17 protein-coding genes are annotated in these 15,681 nt (G+C 68.6%); 10 read left to right on the plus strand and 7 right to left on the minus strand.

All coding sequences use genetic code 11. The features are described 5' to 3' along the window. Nucleotides 1-313: 313 nt before the first annotated feature. The 7 genes from ACY0I8_RS07355 to ACY0I8_RS07385 form a co-directional block, all read right to left on the minus strand. Nucleotides 314-886, minus strand: coding sequence for an RnfABCDGE type electron transport complex subunit G (locus tag ACY0I8_RS07355; protein ID WP_461394243.1), 573 nt, complete (start codon nucleotides 884-886; stop codon nucleotides 314-316). Continuing rightward, on the minus strand, nucleotides 883-1,890 hold the full coding sequence (locus tag ACY0I8_RS07360) for an RnfABCDGE type electron transport complex subunit D (protein ID WP_461394244.1): 1,008 nt from the start codon (nucleotides 1,888-1,890) through the stop codon (nucleotides 883-885). Before ACY0I8_RS07360 ends, ACY0I8_RS07355 begins: the two co-directional genes overlap by 4 nt. 313 nt (nucleotides 1,891-2,203) lie before the next feature. Continuing rightward, nucleotides 2,204-3,529, minus strand: a complete 1,326-nt coding sequence (gene rsxC / locus ACY0I8_RS07365; RefSeq protein WP_461394245.1) for an electron transport complex subunit RsxC — start codon at nucleotides 3,527-3,529, stop codon at nucleotides 2,204-2,206. Beyond that, a complete protein-coding gene (locus ACY0I8_RS07370; protein WP_461394246.1) occupies nucleotides 3,529-4,530 on the minus strand; it encodes an RnfABCDGE type electron transport complex subunit B in 1,002 nt (333 codons plus the stop codon). Before ACY0I8_RS07370 ends, rsxC begins: the two co-directional genes overlap by 1 nt. A 10-nt stretch (nucleotides 4,531-4,540) precedes the next feature. After that, complete coding sequence (rsxA, locus tag ACY0I8_RS07375) at nucleotides 4,541-5,122, minus strand: electron transport complex protein RnfA (RefSeq protein ID WP_459941853.1); 582 nt, start codon at nucleotides 5,120-5,122, stop codon at nucleotides 4,541-4,543. A 132-nt stretch (nucleotides 5,123-5,254) separates the two neighbouring features. Then, the gene (locus ACY0I8_RS07380; RefSeq protein ID WP_461394247.1) at nucleotides 5,255-5,929 is read right to left on the minus strand and encodes a hypothetical protein; all 675 of its coding nucleotides are present in this window, start codon (nucleotides 5,927-5,929) and stop codon (nucleotides 5,255-5,257) included. A gap of 52 nt (nucleotides 5,930-5,981) precedes the next feature. After that, nucleotides 5,982-6,599 carry a hypothetical protein gene (locus ACY0I8_RS07385; RefSeq protein WP_461394248.1) on the minus strand — a complete coding sequence of 206 codons (618 nt, stop codon included), beginning with the start codon at nucleotides 6,597-6,599 and terminating at the stop codon, nucleotides 5,982-5,984. A 517-nt stretch (nucleotides 6,600-7,116) separates the two neighbouring features. Here ACY0I8_RS07385 and ACY0I8_RS07390 point away from each other — a divergent pair. The 10 genes from ACY0I8_RS07390 to ACY0I8_RS07435 all read left to right on the plus strand — a co-directional run bounded on the left by ACY0I8_RS07390 (nucleotide 7,117) and on the right by ACY0I8_RS07435 (nucleotide 15,649). After that, on the plus strand, nucleotides 7,117-7,509 hold the full coding sequence (locus tag ACY0I8_RS07390; RefSeq protein WP_461394249.1) for a metallopeptidase family protein: 393 nt from the start codon (nucleotides 7,117-7,119) through the stop codon (nucleotides 7,507-7,509). Further along, nucleotides 7,506-8,279, plus strand: a complete 774-nt coding sequence (gene speD / locus ACY0I8_RS07395; protein WP_461394250.1) for an adenosylmethionine decarboxylase — start codon at nucleotides 7,506-7,508, stop codon at nucleotides 8,277-8,279. The genes ACY0I8_RS07390 and speD overlap by 4 nt, the downstream gene beginning before the upstream one ends. A gap of 428 nt (nucleotides 8,280-8,707) precedes the next feature. Next, complete coding sequence (locus tag ACY0I8_RS07400) at nucleotides 8,708-9,484, plus strand: acyl-CoA dehydratase activase (RefSeq protein WP_461394251.1); 777 nt, start codon at nucleotides 8,708-8,710, stop codon at nucleotides 9,482-9,484. A 24-nt stretch (nucleotides 9,485-9,508) separates the two neighbouring features. Next, complete coding sequence (bzdQ, locus tag ACY0I8_RS07405; protein ID WP_461394252.1) at nucleotides 9,509-10,399, plus strand: benzoyl-CoA reductase, bzd-type, subunit Q; 891 nt, start codon at nucleotides 9,509-9,511, stop codon at nucleotides 10,397-10,399. 55 nt (nucleotides 10,400-10,454) lie between these two features. Then, on the plus strand, nucleotides 10,455-10,727 hold the full coding sequence (locus tag ACY0I8_RS07410) for a hypothetical protein (RefSeq protein WP_461394253.1): 273 nt from the start codon (nucleotides 10,455-10,457) through the stop codon (nucleotides 10,725-10,727). Nucleotides 10,728-10,863: 136 nt separating this feature from the next. Then, nucleotides 10,864-11,313, plus strand: coding sequence for a GNAT family N-acetyltransferase (locus ACY0I8_RS07415; RefSeq protein ID WP_461394254.1), 450 nt, complete (start codon nucleotides 10,864-10,866; stop codon nucleotides 11,311-11,313). A gap of 31 nt (nucleotides 11,314-11,344) precedes the next feature. Then, nucleotides 11,345-12,163 (plus strand): formate dehydrogenase accessory sulfurtransferase FdhD, encoded by an 819-nt coding sequence (gene fdhD, locus ACY0I8_RS07420; protein ID WP_461394255.1) that lies wholly within the window; start codon nucleotides 11,345-11,347, stop codon nucleotides 12,161-12,163. Between the two features lie 94 nt (nucleotides 12,164-12,257). Continuing rightward, a complete protein-coding gene (locus ACY0I8_RS07425; protein WP_461394256.1) occupies nucleotides 12,258-12,710 on the plus strand; it encodes a GNAT family N-acetyltransferase in 453 nt (150 codons plus the stop codon). Nucleotides 12,711-13,002: 292 nt separating this feature from the next. Then, complete coding sequence (locus ACY0I8_RS07430) at nucleotides 13,003-14,946, plus strand: aldehyde ferredoxin oxidoreductase N-terminal domain-containing protein (RefSeq protein WP_461394257.1); 1,944 nt, start codon at nucleotides 13,003-13,005, stop codon at nucleotides 14,944-14,946. A 160-nt stretch (nucleotides 14,947-15,106) separates the two neighbouring features. Further along, a complete protein-coding gene (locus ACY0I8_RS07435) occupies nucleotides 15,107-15,649 on the plus strand; it encodes a 4Fe-4S binding protein (RefSeq protein ID WP_461394258.1) in 543 nt (180 codons plus the stop codon). Nucleotides 15,650-15,681: the final 32 nt, after the last annotated feature.

Below are 15,681 nucleotides of genomic sequence, written 5' to 3' on the forward strand. Positions count from 1 at the left end.
CGCGCAAGGAGCTCGCGAGGGCATGGGGCCTGCTTCCGGCCGTGCGTGAGTGCGGCATCCGGCTTACGCTGCATCCGGCACTCAGCCGGATGGGCGGAACCGCTCAGGAATTCTAGGCGTATTTGTCGATCCGATTGACCGCAAGAGTCCCAGTCGTTGGCTGAGTACCGGATGCAGCGACTGTAGGAGCCACGCCCGGCGCTCCAGCAGGCCCCATGCCCCCGAACGTGTCTATTTGACCGCCGGAGTAATAGAAGGCTAGGAAGCTGGGAGGCTGGAAGGCTGGGAAGCCCGTGCCCCGGGACCACGGCGCTCATCCCGCACCTCCGGGGGCGAAGAGCCGCGGCTTGGCGGCCTCGAAGGCCTCCAGGGCCTCGCGGATGCCCTTGATGAGGGCCCGGGGGGTGATCGTGGCGCCGGTGATCTGGTCGAAGTCGCCCCCGTCCTTTTTCACCGCCCAGTTGGCGTCGCGAAGGCCCTTGCCCTTGAACTGGGCCAGGTACCCCGGATCGGCCGCCTTGGCCCCCAGCCCGGGGGTCTCGGCGTGCTGCAGGATCACCACCCCGGTGACCCGGCCGTCCCGGTCCACCCCCACCAGAGCCCGGATCCACCCGCTGTACCCTTCGGGCGAGGCCGCCTCGGTGGCGGCCCCCACCGGCTCGCCGGCCTTGCGGGCCACGTAGAAGGTGCGGCCGTCGATCACCCGGGCGTCCGCGGCCGGGTCGTTGTCGAACTCCGGGAGCACCGCCCGCATCGCCCGCAGAAGCTCCTGGCGCAGGGCCTCCCGGATCGGCTCCTCCGTGAGGTCGTGGACCTTGGCGAGGCCCAGGGCGGCCACCACGCACACGGCGGTGAGCACCCCGACCATCCGGACCATGTCCCTCATGACGCCCCCCTTTCCTGGGGCACCCAGCCGAACTTCCGGGGCCGGGTGAACCGGTCGATCAGGGGCACCGCCGCGTTCATCAGGAGGATCGCGAAGCTCACCCCCTCGGGGTAGCCCCCCCACAGCCGGATCACCGCCGTGAGGAGCCCGCACCCGATGCCGAAGATCCACCGCCCCCGGGCGGTCAACGGGCTTGTGACCATGTCGGTGGCCATGAAACAGGCCCCGAGCACGGCGCCGCCCGCAACGAGCTGGGTCCAGGGGGGGACCACGGCGGCGGGCCGCGCGGCCCAGGCGATGGCCGTGACGCCCACCAGGGTGCCGAGGAACGCCACCGGGATGTCCCAGGTCACGATCCGGCGCCACAGGAGATAAGCCGCGCCCGCGAGGAGCAGGAGCTCCGACACCTCGCCGAGGCTCCCGGGCTGGAGCCCCACGAACAGCTTCCACCAGGGGATCCCCGCCAGGGCGTCCCCCAGGGCCCCGTGGGTCGCCACCGCGGTCTTGGCCGCCCCCAGGGGAGTGGCCGCCGTAACCGCGTCGGCCAGCGCGCCCCCCGGGACCCGCCAGTCGGTCATGGCCACCGGGAAGGAGACGAGAAGGAACACCCGGGCCACGAGCGCGGGGTTGAACGGGTTCTGGCCCAGGCCCCCGAACACCTGTTTGCCCAGGACGATCGCCACGGCGCCCCCCACCAGGGCCATCCACCAGGGGCTCGTGGCGGGCAGATTCATGGCGAGCAAGAGCCCGGTGAGCACCGCCGACCCGTCGCCGAGGGCGCTCGGCCGACCCCGGAGCCGCACCGAGACCTCCTCGGCCAGGGCCGCGCCGACGATGCACCACCCGATCACCCACAGGGCCCTGGGCCCGAAGGCGTACACGCCCCAAAGGGCCGCGGGCGCGAGCGCCGCCACCACCTGCCACATGATCCGGGCGGTGGACTCGCCCTCGAACACGTGGGGCGAGGACGACAGGATCCATTTGGGGTCGTTGGGATTGCTCACGGTCCCAAATCCTTAGGGGAACGGAGGTCGTATTTCGCTGTAGCTCCCGCTGGGATGCCAGGAGGCTGGGACGCTAGGAGGCCAAAATCCCGGACGGGTCACTCGTTATCGCGGGCCCTTAACCCGTGGGACCGATGTCCAAGCCTCTACGCCCTTTCCTTCGGCCCTTAGGCCCGGATCGCGGCGTGGACGCCGCTCCCACACCGGGCCAGGCCCCGACAGCCACCCCCAGGCCTAGCGGGGCCCCGGAGGCGCCTCCCAGCTTCCCAGCTTCCTAGCTTTCCAGCCTTCCAGCCTTCTCGCCCTTCCGCCGCTACGAGCCGGCCTTCCGGCGGCGGGCCATCACGCGGCCCTTGGCCTCGCGGATCGCCTGCACGAGCGGGATCGCCGAGGGGCACACGAACGCACACGAGCCGCACTCGATGCAGTCCAGGGCGTTCCACTCGTCGGCCTCGGCCACGAGATCCCGGGCGATCAGCGACCTCAGAGTCGTGGGGGAAAGTCCCATGGGGCAGGCGTCCACGCACCGGCCGCACCGGATGCACGGGCCCTCCGGCGCGGCGCGCACCTGGCGCCGGGGAAGCACCAGCACCCCCGAGGTGCCCTTGACCGCGGGAACGTCCAGGTCGTGGTGGGCGATCCCCATCATCGGTCCCCCGAGGATGAGCTTCCCGGGCTCGTCTTGGAGTCCCCCGGCGGCCCCGATCAGGTGGCGCACGGGGGTACCGATCCGCACCCGGAGGTTCTTGGGCTCCCGGACCCCGTCGCCGGTCACCGTGGTCACCCGCTCCACGAGCGGGCGGCCGGCGGACACGGCATCCCAGATGGCCGCGGCCGTGCCCACGTTCTGGACCACGGCGCCCACGGCCATGGGGAGCTGGCCCGAGGGCACCTCGCGCCCCGTGACGGCCTTGATGAGCTGCTTTTCGGCCCCTTGCGGGTACTTCACCCTGAGGGGCACGACCTCGGCGAACCCGGCCTCCCGGGCCTTTCGGCCGAGGAGCTCGATGGCGTCGGGCTTGTTCTCCTCGATGCCGATGAAGCCCTTTTCCAGGCCGAACACCGCCAAGATCACCCGAAGGCCCTGGAGGATCCGGTCGGGCTCCTCCACCATGAGCCGGTGGTCGGCCGTGAGATAGGGCTCGCACTCGACCCCGTTCAAGATCACGGTGTCGATGGTGAACTCCGGGGGCGGGGAGAGCTTGACATGGGTCGGAAACGTGGCGCCCCCCATGCCCACGATCCCGGCCTCCTGGATGCGCCTGCGGATCGCGTCGGGGTCGGCCCCGATGTCCAGGGGTTCGGGGAGCTCGGCCCAGGCGTCCTCGCCGTCCGGCTCGAGGAACACCGCCGGCTGGGGCGGCCCCAGGGGATGGGGCGCGGCCTCGACCCGGACCACCTTTCCCGAGGTCGGCGCGTGGACGGGCACCGAGACGAACCCGGTCGCCTCCCCCACCACCTGGCCGGCCAGCACCCGGTCACCCCGCTTCACCACCGGCCGGGCGGGGGCCCCGATGTGCTGGCTCAGGGGCACCGCGAGGAGCTCGGGCAGGGGCGCCGGTTCCACCGGCTTCGTTGCAGTCCGGTGCTTCTGGTCGGGCGGGTGCACCCCGCCCAGGGGGAACGTGCGGGCCGCCATCACGCCGCCTCCCCCTCACCCCGCACCAGGGGTTCGCCCTTACGGATCGCGTTCACCGGGCACGCCTCCATGCACTGGTAACACCCGATGCACCGTTCGGGGTCCACACGGTGGGGCTGCTTGCGCTCCCCCGAGATCGCCTCCACCGGGCAGACCTTCACGCATTTGGTGCACCCGATGCAGGTGGCCTCGTCGATCCGGGCCCGGTAGCGCACCTCGACCAGGTCGTCGATGTTCCCGGTGGGGCACACGGTGGCGCAAAGCCCACACGAGGTACATTTCGCCGGGTCGATCCGGGCCAGATCCCGGTCCATGGAGATCGCGTCGAAGGGGCAGGTTTTCTCGCACCGGCGGCACCCGATGCATCCCACGGAGCACACGGACGTGACGGCCTTGCCCCTGTGGGGGTTCGTGCAGCGGATGTACACGTAGCGGTCGGCGGGGAAAAGGTCGATGATCCGCTTGGGGCAGGCCTCCACGCAGGCCCCGCACCCGGTGCACCGCTCCCGGTCCACGTGGGCGAGTCGGTCGGGCCCCACGTGAATCGCGTCGAAGGGGCAGACCCGCTCGCAGGTCCCGAGCCCCATGCAACCGTACGGGCACCCTTTGGGCCCCCCGCCCACGAGGGCCGCGGCACGGCAGTCGGGAATGCCCACGTACTCGCCCCTGTTGGGCGCAACGTCGGGCGTCCCCTTGCAGTGCACCACGGCCACCCGCTTCACGGCCTCTCCGGCCTCCACCCCGAGAATCCGGGCCACCGCCTCGGCCACATCGGGCCCCCCGGGAATGCAGGCCGTGGGCGGGGCCTCCCCGGCCAGCAGGGCCTTCGCCAGGGCCGAGCACCCCGCGTACCCGCAGGCGCCGCAGTTCACCCCGGGCAGGATCCCCTCCACCTCCTCGACCCGCGGGTCCACCTCCACCCGGAACTTCAGGCTGGCCACGGCGAGGCCGAGGGCTGCCAGGGCGCCCAGGGCTCCGAGCACGGCGACGGCGGTGATCACGGCGCAGCCCTCACTGCTTCACCAGCCCCGCGAACCCCAGGAACGCGAGGGAGAGCAACCCAGCCGTCACCAGCGCCACGGCCGTGCCCCGAAACGGGCGGGGCACGTCGGCCAGGTCGAGCCGTTCCCGGATGCCCGAAAAGAGAACGAGCGCAAGGCCGAACCCCAGGGCCGCGCCCACGCTGAACACGACGGTTTCCAGAAAGCCGTGCCCTCGCTGGACGTTCAAGACGGCCAGGCCCAAAACGGCGCAGTTCGTGGTGATGAGGGGTAGAAAGATGCCGAGCGCCTGGTACAGGGCGGGGCTCACGTACTGGACCACCATCTCGACGAGCTGCACCAGGGCGGCGATGACCAGGATGAACGCGATGGTCTGGAGGTATTCGAGGCCGAGGGGAACGAGGACGAGGGTCTGGAGGAACCAGGTGACCACGCCGGCCACGGTCATCACGAAGAGCACCGCCAGGCTCATGCCGACGGCGGTCTCGGTGCGCTTCGACACGCCGAGGAACGGACAGATCCCCAGGAACCGTGCCAAAACGAAATTGTTCACGAGCACGGCGCTGAGGAAGAGAAGCGCCAACGCGGCCATGGCCCACCTTTTTGAAGCACAACGAAACGGGAATTCGGAGCAACCAAAAAAAGAGCGGCTCCCCTCCCCCGGGGGCACGGAGGGCGCAGGGTATGAAAAGGATCACAAGCCTGTCAAGCGAAAGTCTGGGGGCTACCGGCGCCCCGACCACCAGGCGTACAGGGCCTCGCCGTCCCCGAACCGTTCCCGGAGGACGGCCGCCCACGCCTGCAATCTCCGTTCCATCTCTTCCACCCGGGCCAGGGCCTCCTCCGGCGCCCCGAACACGACGGCCCGGAACACCTCCCGCGCCCCGGCGGCATCGTCGGTATCGGACGGGGGAGGGTCCGTTCCCACCGCCTCGGCGAGCGCCCGGGCCGGCTCCCGGCAGAGGAACCCGAAACACAGGGGCGCCTTCCACGGGCCGAGCCGGCAGCCGGCGGGCCCCAGGTACGCGCATCCCATCCCTCGAACGACGCGGCCCGTCGCCCTCTCGCGCAAACGGTACGCCGGGGGGGCGGGCCGGATCCGACAGACGCGCCGGCGCCGGGCCTCCAGGCCCTCCACGAACTCGGAAGGAAACCGCCCTTGCTCCCCCAACCCCGGGATCCAGAACCCGTCCGCCACCCCCGCCTGGCAGCACCCCGGGAAGATTCCCTCCAGGAGCTCCACGTCGGCGGCCGGGTCGTCGGGATGGGCCCGACGGGTCACCTCGAGGCACCGGCGGCAAAAGGCCCCTGTCCATTGGCCGAAAAAGTCGGAGAGGGCCCTGCCGGCCCTCTCGTAAAGAACGAAACGGGGCTCGAGACCCCCTCCATCTCGGGTCATGGGTCTCCGGTTGGGCCCGGCCAAGGGCGAGAGGGCCCTGGCGCAGGACCCATCAGCCGCCCAGCCGTTCCACCACGTTGCGGAACTCCTCGCTCTGGTCCAAGGCCCGGAACGTGTCGAGCAGTGCCTCGCGGAACGCCTGCTCGGCCCGCCGCGCCGTGTTGCCCGGCACCTTGATCCGGTTCTGGGCCTCGACCTTCACCTTGCCGAGCACGGTCCCGTTGGGCTCCACGAACGCCACCGTATAGGCCACCCGCACCCCCACCTCGTCCCACAGCGCGCCGGGCACCTCCTCCAGGGCGAACTCCTGGAGCTCCACGTCCACAAAGAGCCTCGCCTTCTCCTGGGACGATGCCTCGAGCCCCCGGTGAAGCAGATAACGGCTCAACTGTTGAGCCACGTACTCCGCGGGATTGGTCTCCAGAAAGGCGTCCTGCGGGTTCTGCTCGAACCGGGTGTAGAGCACCCCCACCCGCTGGCCCGCCTTTTCGGGCGGACGCGCATCCTTCGCGCTTCGGACCCAAAGGGACCAGGCCGCCGCCGTGTCGGCCCACCCGGGTTCGGCCTGCATGGGCACCGGGCCCGGATTCAGGATCACCGCCTTCGGTGCGCAAGCCACCGTTAGCCCCAACAAGGCCGCACTGGCGACCCCCACGATCCAGCGCTTCATTTCGGTCCCTCCTTCCGAGTCACTTCGGTCCACGGTCGTCGGTCTCGCGGTCTTCGGTCCCGTGGTCCAGACGGCGGCGGCCCACTGTGTGGCCGACGCGGAAGTTACTAAGGCCAACGAAAGGATTGTCAGATCCCCGGCGTTGCAACGGAAACCCGCGGGGGGGGGCTGGTGGAGAACCGGGTGCGGCCGTACCGGGGAACAGAAATCAGAATTCAGCCGACAGGATTTCGTAGCCCCGCGATGCACCGACCCCTGTCCTCTGATGTCCGATTTCCGACACGGGGGCCCCTTGCCCCGCCCGCCAGCGCGCGCCCCGGCGCTTGCGCGTGTCAATGGTCCGGCGCGCCCGCTGAAATCGGCGCCCCAGGGGATCCCGGCCCGCCCCTTCCGAACGGACGCCATGGTAGCCCAGTTGAGGCTCCGCAGAAAGGGCCCGAAGCCCCCGAGGCCGGGCAAAAAAACGTTGACCGCTTCCATATCGGCCCGTAGACTCCCCGGTTTCTCCGGGAGACCCATGGACCGCAAACGCTTCGAACGGATCGCCGAGGCCCAACTCGAGACGCTGCCCAGGGCGCTCCTGTCGCGCCTGGACAACGTGGCCATTTGGGTCGAGGACTGGCCCGACCCGCAGACGCTGGAGGAGATGGGCATACCGGACCGGTGGGGCCTCCTGGGCCTCTACCAGGGATGGCCCCTCCCGGAACGCACCCACGACCTGAGCGGAACCCTCCCCGACCGGATCGTCCTGTTCCAGCGGCCCATCGAGCGCTACGCCAGGGACTGGGGCCTTTCGGTGGAGGAGGTCGTCCGGGACACGCTGGTGCACGAAATCGGCCATTACCTGGGCTTTTCCGAGGCCCAACTCCGCCGTCTCGAGAACGGCGGCCCCGACGGAGGCGACGTGTGAAACGACCTGCCGGGCCCATCAAACTTCAGGGGTTCAACAACCTGACCAAGAGCCTGTCGTTCAATATCTACGACATCTCCTATGCGCGCACTCCCCACGCTCGGCAGGAGTACCTGGAGTACATCGACGAGGAGTACAACTCGGAGCGTCTGACGCGCATCCTGACCGAGGTGGCCGACATCATCGGGGCCAACATCCTGAACCTGGCCAGCCAGGACTACGACCCGATGGGGGCCTCGGTAACCGTGCTCGTGGCCGAGGAACCCGTCACGGTGCCGGCGTCCCAGGCCCACGTGGCCCATCTGGATAAGAGCCACCTTGCGGCCCACACCTACCCCGAATCGGACGGCTCGAGCGGGATCTCCACGTTCCGGGTGGACATCGACGTCAGCACCTGCGGAAAGATCTCTCCCTTGCGGGCCCTGAACCACCTGATCCGGAGCTTCGAGTCCGAGGTCGTGGTGATCGACTACCGGGTTCGGGGGTTCACCCGGGACGTGAACGGCAGGAAGCACTTTCTCGACCACGAGATCCGGTCGATCCAGGAGTTCATCGATCCCGAGATCCTGGCCGAGTACCACACGGTGGACATCAACATCTACCAGGAGAACCTGTTCCATACGAAGATGATGCTCCGGGAGCTCGAGCTGGACCGGTTCCTCTTCGGGGACTCGGAAGCCGAGCGGCCCGAGGAGGAACGGGCGATGATCCGAAGCCTCCTGGAGCGGGAGATCACCGAGATCTTCTACGGGAAGAACATCTTCGACTGAGACCCCGTAACCCGTTCATTTTTCACCACCTTCTCGGTGGACATTCATCGTGGCCGGGCGCGGAGGGCCCCCCGACGCTGCATCGGCACGCGGCCCCCTCGCGCGGCCTCCTCCACCGTTCAGCCGCCCAGCGGCGAGCCCCGGGGAGAGGGATCGGGTCCCGGGACTCGGCCCCCCCCAAACCGGGTCGCCCTTCCAACCGCCGCCGGTGGCCTGGTGCACCAACCCCGCCCGGTCGCCCCTAACGCGGAACCCCCTCGGCATGCCATCCCCGCCCGGGCGGGGAGTGGCCCCCCGTGGCACGGCGATTGCCTGAAGAGATCGGAGAGCGGGCGCCCGCGGCTCCGAGGGGCCGCGTTGCGCGAGGGGCGGGGAGGAGATCCCGTGCCGCCGGCCATGGTATGGATCGAGCCTCCGGGAGGCGCAACGTGATTACAGCGGGCATCGATATCGGCAGCCGCACCATCAAGGTCGCCGTGCTGCGGGATGGGGAGATCATCGGCACGGGCCTCGACACGGCCGGAGCCGAACCGGCCTCCAAGGCCTCCGCCCTCCTCCGACACGTCCTCTCAGCCGCCGCCGTCCCCCCGGAGCGGGTGGCCCACATTACGGCCACCGGGGCCGGCCGCGGCCTGGTGCAAGGGGCCCACACCACGGTGACCGACATCACCGCCGCCGCGCGGGCCGCGAACTTCTTCTTCCCGGGGGCGGTCACGGTGATCGAGGTGGGGGCCGAGGAGAGCCGGGCGGTCAAAACCGACGGCGCGGGCCGGGTGCTCGACTCTGCGGTCAACGAGAAGTGCGCGGCGGGTTCCGGAAGTTTCACCGAGTCGATGGCCCGGGCCCTGGGAATGACGCTGGAGGAGTTTGGCGAAAAGAGCCTCCAGAGTACCACCCGGATCACCATGAACGCGCAGTGCACGGTGTTCGCCGAAAGCGAGGTCGTCGGGCTCATGCATTCGGGGGTGGACCGCCGGGACATCGCCCAGGCGGTCAACGACGCCATCGCCACCCGGGTTTCGGCCACGGCCCGGCGCGTCAAGCTCGAAGGCGAGGTGGTGCTCCTGGGCGGCCTCGCGAGAAACCGCGGGTTTGTCCGGTGCCTCAGGGAAAAGCTCGAGGTGGACCGGATCCTCATCCCGGAGGCTCCCGAACTGGCGGACGCGGTGGGCGCCGCCCTTGTTGCCGCCGAACGGACGGGCTGAACCCCGGCGGAAAAAGGACAAGAGATGGAACATCGGCCCGAGTACTGGCGCTGGTCCGAGGGCGTGTGGGTGGCGCCCGAATCCCATTGGAAGCAGGCGGAGGTCGTGACCCTCGGGGTGGACGTGGGCAGCGTCAGCTCCGAGGCGGTGGTCTGCCTCGACGGCGAACTGTACGCCTATTCCACGGTGCGAACCACCGGCGGGTCGATCGAATCCGCCCAGAGGGCGTTGGAGGCCGTGTTTGGCCCCACGGGACTCAAACTGGATGACATCCACTACGTGGTGAGCACGGGGTACGGCCGGGTGAACCTGCCCTTCGCCAACAAGGCCATCACGGAGATCGCCTGCCACGGCCGCGGCGCCCACTACATGGGCGGCCCCGCGATCCGCACCATCCTGGACATGGGCGGGCAGGACTGCAAGGCCATCCGGATCGACGAGGAGGGCCGGGTGGTGAACTTCCTCATGAACGACAAGTGCGCCGCAGGGACCGGCCGGGGCATGGAGGTGATCGCGGACCTCCTGGAGGTCCCCGTCGAGGAACTGGGTCCGCGGTCGTTCGACATCGACCAGGAACCCCCGGGCGTCTCGAACGTCTGCGTGGTGTTCGCCAAGACCGAGGCCATGGCCCGGCTCAAAGAAGGGTGGAGCAAGAACAAGGTGATCGCCGCCTACTGCCGCGCCATGGCGGAGCGGGTGGCCACCCTGCTCCAGCGGGTCGGCGTGGAGCCGGACTTCTTCGTAACGGGGGGAATCTCCAAGAACATCGGGGTGGTGCGCCGGATCGAGGAGATCATCGGGGTGAAGGCCACCCCCTCTTCCTACGACACGCAGATCGCGGGGGCCCTGGGCGCCGCCCTGTTTGCCCACGCCCTGTTTCTGAAAAGCAGGGGGAAGGCCCCGGCCGCCGCGTGACGGGGGCCCTTTGAGGCCGGCGACAAACGGCGCCGGGTTTGCCGGTCGGAGCGCCATGACGAAACCAAAATGCACGCCGAACCAAGAGGCCGCCTACCACGAGGTCTCCCGCCTGGAGAGCGAAGGTTGGATCCGGCGGAGCATCGCGTGCGAGCCTCGTCTGAGCGAGATCGTCGAGACCTATCGCTCGCTGGGGTTCGAAGTGCGCCTCGTGCCGGCGATCACCGTGTGCCGGGCCGCGAAGACCGGGTGCTCCTCGTGTTTCGAGGCGGAGGGCGCCGCGGAGCACTATCGGGCGGTGTTCACCCGGGCGCCTCGGTCCTCCTGAGTCCCAGACGGGAAGCCGCGGAAACGGGGGGTAACGGGGCTCCGGCTCCCCCTTGGGGCCCTTGGGCGGCAGCCGAGGCGCGGCCACGGGCGCCCGGTTCTGGTTCCGGCAAACAACCGACCGGGAAGGAGCGGACATGGGCCTGGAGGTAACGGTGCGCGTGATGCGGCGCGAGGACCTCGACGCCGTCGTCGCGATCGACGAGAGGATCACCGGCAACCGCCGGGACGAGTACTACCGGCACCGGTTCGAGGTGGCGGGGCTCAAGGAGGCCCAGATCAACGCCTCGCTGGTGGCCGAGGCCGACGGGAGGGTCGTCGGGTTCCTCATGGGCACCCTGTTTTTCGGGGAGTTCGGGATCCCGGAGAACTCCGCCGTGGTGGACACCCTCGGGGTGGACCCCGAGTTTCAGGACCGGGGGGTCGGCGGCGCCCTGTTCGATCAGTTCCGGTCCAACATGCGGGCGGCCGGGGTGGAGCGGATCTACACCCTGGTGGACTGGAAGGATTTCGGGCTCCTGAAGTTCTTCGGCCACATGGGGTTCGTGCCGAGCCAGCGCCTCAGCCTGGAATATCCGGTGCCCTAGCTCGGGGCTCGGCGATGCTTCGGGACGAGAGATGAAACGAGAGGAAGAACTCGGCGCGGTGGTGGAGTTCGAAGCCGTGCGGTTCACCGACGCCGGCGCCCGCGAGGAGACGGTTCACGTGCCGTCCGAGGTACCGCTGACCATCGAGGCCAACGGCGTCGAGGTCGCCACCCTCCTGTGCACCCCGACCGAGATCCCGAGCTTGGTTCTCGGGTTCCTGTTTTCCGCCGGCGTCGTGCGCGGACCTGGGGAACTCCGCGATGTATCCGTGGATCCCACCCGGTGGAAGGTGGAGTGCACGGTCGCCCGGACCCCCGACGTGGAACTCCTGGGAAAGCGCGTTTACACCTCGGGGTGCGGAAAGGGCGTCATGTTCGCCACCGTGGCGGAACTCGCCGGCCGCCGCCCGTTGGAATCCCCCCTGCGGGTCCCGGCGTCCCGGATCGACGATCTCGCCCGGGCCCTCCAGGGCGCCTCGCCCCATTACCGCCGCTCCCGGGGCATCCACACCGGAGCCGTGAGTCTCGAAGGCGAGCTGCCACAGCGGTGGTTCGACGATGTCGGTCGCCACAACGCCGTGGACAAGGCCATCGGAGACGCCCTATTCCGGGGGGTCGACCTCTCACGGTGCCTCCTCCTGAGCTCCGGGCGGACCTCGTCCGAGGTGCTGCACAAGGCCCGACGGGCGGGGATCCCGGTGGTCCTCTCCCGCAGCGTGCCGACCCACCAGTCGGTGCTTCGGGCCCGGGACATGGGCATCACCCTCATCGGCCGGGCCAAGGGCGCCGGGTTTCTTGCGTACGCCCACCCGGAGCGGATCGTTCCGAACCGGCCACCGGCACAGGGCTGAAGCGAGGCCCCGGGCCCGGGGCTTGCAAGTGGGTGCCCGACGGGCACACTGGGTCATCCGTGGATACGAGATCCCCCGCGAAAGAGGAGAGGCCATGAGCGAGACGCCCTTCCGGATCCGGTTCCTCGAGGCCAAGGACTTGGACGCGGTCGTAGCCATCGACGAAAAGGTTCTCGGCTCCCCCCGCCGCGAGTATTACGAAACGAAATTCGAAAAACTCTTCGGCTCGCCCGACTACGTGCCCGTGTCGCTTGCGGCCGAAACCGAGGACGGAAAACTGATCGGGTTCGTGATGGCCGAGCTCTACATCGGCCAGTACGGCATCTCCCAAGAGGGGGCCACCCTCGACACCATCGGGGTGGACCCTGACTACCAGAACCTCGGGGTAGGGCAGAAGCTCATCGACGAACTCATTGCGCACCTACGCAAGCTCGGTGTGGAACGAATCAACACCCTGGTGAACTGGGACGACTCCCGCCTGATCCGGTTCTTCAGCGCCAACGGGTTCGCGCCGTCGCGCACGATCAATCTGGAGCGGCAGATCTAAGGGGCCCTTGGGCCGCCCCGCCGCCGGGAAAGGCGCCGCGACGCGGCGCCTTTTTTGGTTCTCGCGGGGCCGGGCTCGATCAGAGTTCACCCCGAATTCGGTTAAGTTTCACCGATCCATACGTCATCCCGCCGGGCAGGGGGCCCCACACCCACATTCCCAAGGGGCTTTCCCTTACCGGGCCAATGGCACGCCCCTTGCTATCTCAGGCGTCACGGGCGGAGTGCCGGAACGGGCGATCCGACAGAATCGGCCTTTGGCGGATACCGACACACCGGAGAGGGAACGAGCCATGAGGTACGCCGAGACCGGGTTTCGGTTGGAGGTGGATCTGACAACGGGCAGCATCGCCAAGGTGCCTACCGACCCGAAATGGACCGAGATGTTTTTGGGCGGTCAGGGCACCGCCGCGAAGATCCTCTGGGACCGCGTGGGGCCCGAGGTGCAGCCCTTCGACCCCGAGAACCTCCTCATCTTCACGGCCGGACTGCTGGTGGGAACGCCGGTTCCGGGGGCGAACCGCACCATGGTGAACACGATCTCGCCCCAAACCGGACTCTACGCCCATTCCATCTTCGGGGCGTTCTTCGGGCCCGAACTCAAGCACGCGGGCTACGACCAGATCGTGTTCACGGGCGAGTCGCCGGACTGGGTGTACCTGTGGATCCACAACGACAAGGTGGAACTTCGCGACGCCCGGCACCTCCTGGGGAAGGGACCCCAGACCGTCACGAAGATGATCCGCGAGGAACTCGGGCAGCCCGAGGCCCAGGTGGCCGCCATCGGCCTGGCGGGCGAAAACCGGGTCTACATGGCCACCATCGAGTCGGCGAGCGGCAGCGCTTCGCGCGGCGTGGGGGCGGTCATGGGCGCCAAGAAGCTCAAGGCCATCGCGGTGCGGGGCACCAAGGACATCCAGCTCGCCCACCCGGAGGAGCTCTTCAAGCTGTCCATCGACATGTTCAAGGCCATCGGTGACAACCCCTACACGGGCGACATCATGGCCCACGAGGACGACGAGGAGTTCCACGTCAACAACTTCGCCTGGGGCAACGCCCGGGAGCGGATCAAGGGGTACTGGAACAAGGAACGCGAGGAGCGCTGGAAGAAGATCTCCGAGAGCGTCCGGCTACGGTGGACCGGGTGCTACAACTGCCCCAAGGACTGCCACCAAGCCATCAAGGTGCCGGGCCGCCAGACCTACTTCCAGAAGTGCTACAGCAAGCTCACCTACGCCATGGCGGCGTACAAGGAGATCGACTTCAACTACGACATCCTCGGGGTCACCCAGGATTACGGGCTCGACGGGTTCTCGACGCCCCAGGTGCTCGCCTTCGCCGTGGAGCTCTACGACAACGGCATCCTGACCGACGAGGACCTGCCCGGGTTCCCCGAGGACAACGGGGAGCGGTTCTTCTACCTGGTGGAGAAGATCGTGCGGCGCGAAGGCGTGGGCGACGCGCTCGCCAACGGCGTGTACCACGCCGCCCGGCAGATCGGCCGGGGCGCCGAGAAGTTCGACCACAACACGATGAAGAAGTTCGAGCAGGTCCCCATCAAGCTCAAGATGATCAACTTCCCGTACTTCTTGATGTACGCGACCGGCGAGAAGATGAACATCACCCAGATCGAGGGGTCGTTCCCCCAGGTGCCGATCGCCGACAAGAAGGAGCGGGAGGAGTTCGTGAAGCGTTGGGAGGCGGCGCCGGAGCGGTTCAAGAGGTGGTACCTGCAGTGGGAGCCCCGCACCCACCTGCCACTGGAGGCCGCGGTCCACATCTGCGACTGGAACGAGACGATGCACTACATCGACGACGCGATCGGGATGTGCGCGTTTCTGTCGTCGTTCCGCGGCCAGTTCGGGGGCCAGCCGCCGTATCACATCTTCAACCTGCCCACGTTCATCCGGGCGGCGGCCGGGATCGACCTGACGCCCCACGAGCTGTGGAACCTGGGGCGTCGGAACCGCAACCTGGTCCGGGCGATCAACGTGCGCCGGGGCTTGCGGCGCAAGGACGAGCGGCCGCCGGAGGACCACTGGCAGATCCGGGACCCGGAGAAGGAGCAGAAGGTCCTGAGCGACTACTACACGTTCAAGGGCTGGACCCAGGACGGCATCCCGACGATCGGCACCCTGGAGAAGCTGGGCCTGGCCGACGTGGCCGAGGACCTCGTGCGCCGGGGGATCCTGTCGGAGAACGACCGGGAGCCGGTGTTCCAGGACATCACGGTCTGATCCGGGGTCGGGGATTCTGCCCCCGTGTCCCGCTCCCGCGGCCCCGGGAGCTCTGGAATCGCCAGGGAGGTCTAACCAACAAGATGTCAGGAGGCAGAACGGGAGGTGGGCTGCCTAGCCTTCTCGCTTCCTAGCGTTCCAGCCTCGCTCGGAGTCGGCCATGAAGGAAAAACGGATCATCAAGACGATCAGGGTGAACCCGGATAAATGCATCGGCTGCCGGGCCTGCGAGCTGGCGTGCTCCGCGTTCCACGCCAAGCCCCGGTATTCCAGCGGGAACCCGGCCCGGTCACGGATCCGCGTGGTGTTCGACGAGATCAACGACATCTACTTCCCCATCCGGTCCGTGGCCTACACCCCGGCCGAGTGCGCCGGACGCCACGCCTACGTGCTCCAGGGCAAGGAGTACCCGGAATGCGCGTTCTGCGGGAATATCTGCCCGTCGCGCGACTACTTTTACGAGCCGGACTCCCGGCTGCCCCTGAAATGCGACATGTGCGAGACCACGCCTCCCCTGGAGGAGCCCGTGTGCGTGGCGGTGTGCCGGGTGGACGCGCTCGTGTACGAGGAGCGCGAGGAGGAGGTGGAGGTACCCGAGGGCGCTCCTGACGAACTGGACGTGGGGGTCGAGGCGCTGGCCAGCGAATACGGGCTCGACAAGCTGTTGGACGCCGTGGCCCGGCTCTCCCAAAAGGGCGATTAGGCGACCCGTCCGCCACCGAAAGCGGGCCAAGG

The sequence above is a fragment of the Deferrisoma sp. genome (assembly GCF_054681715.1).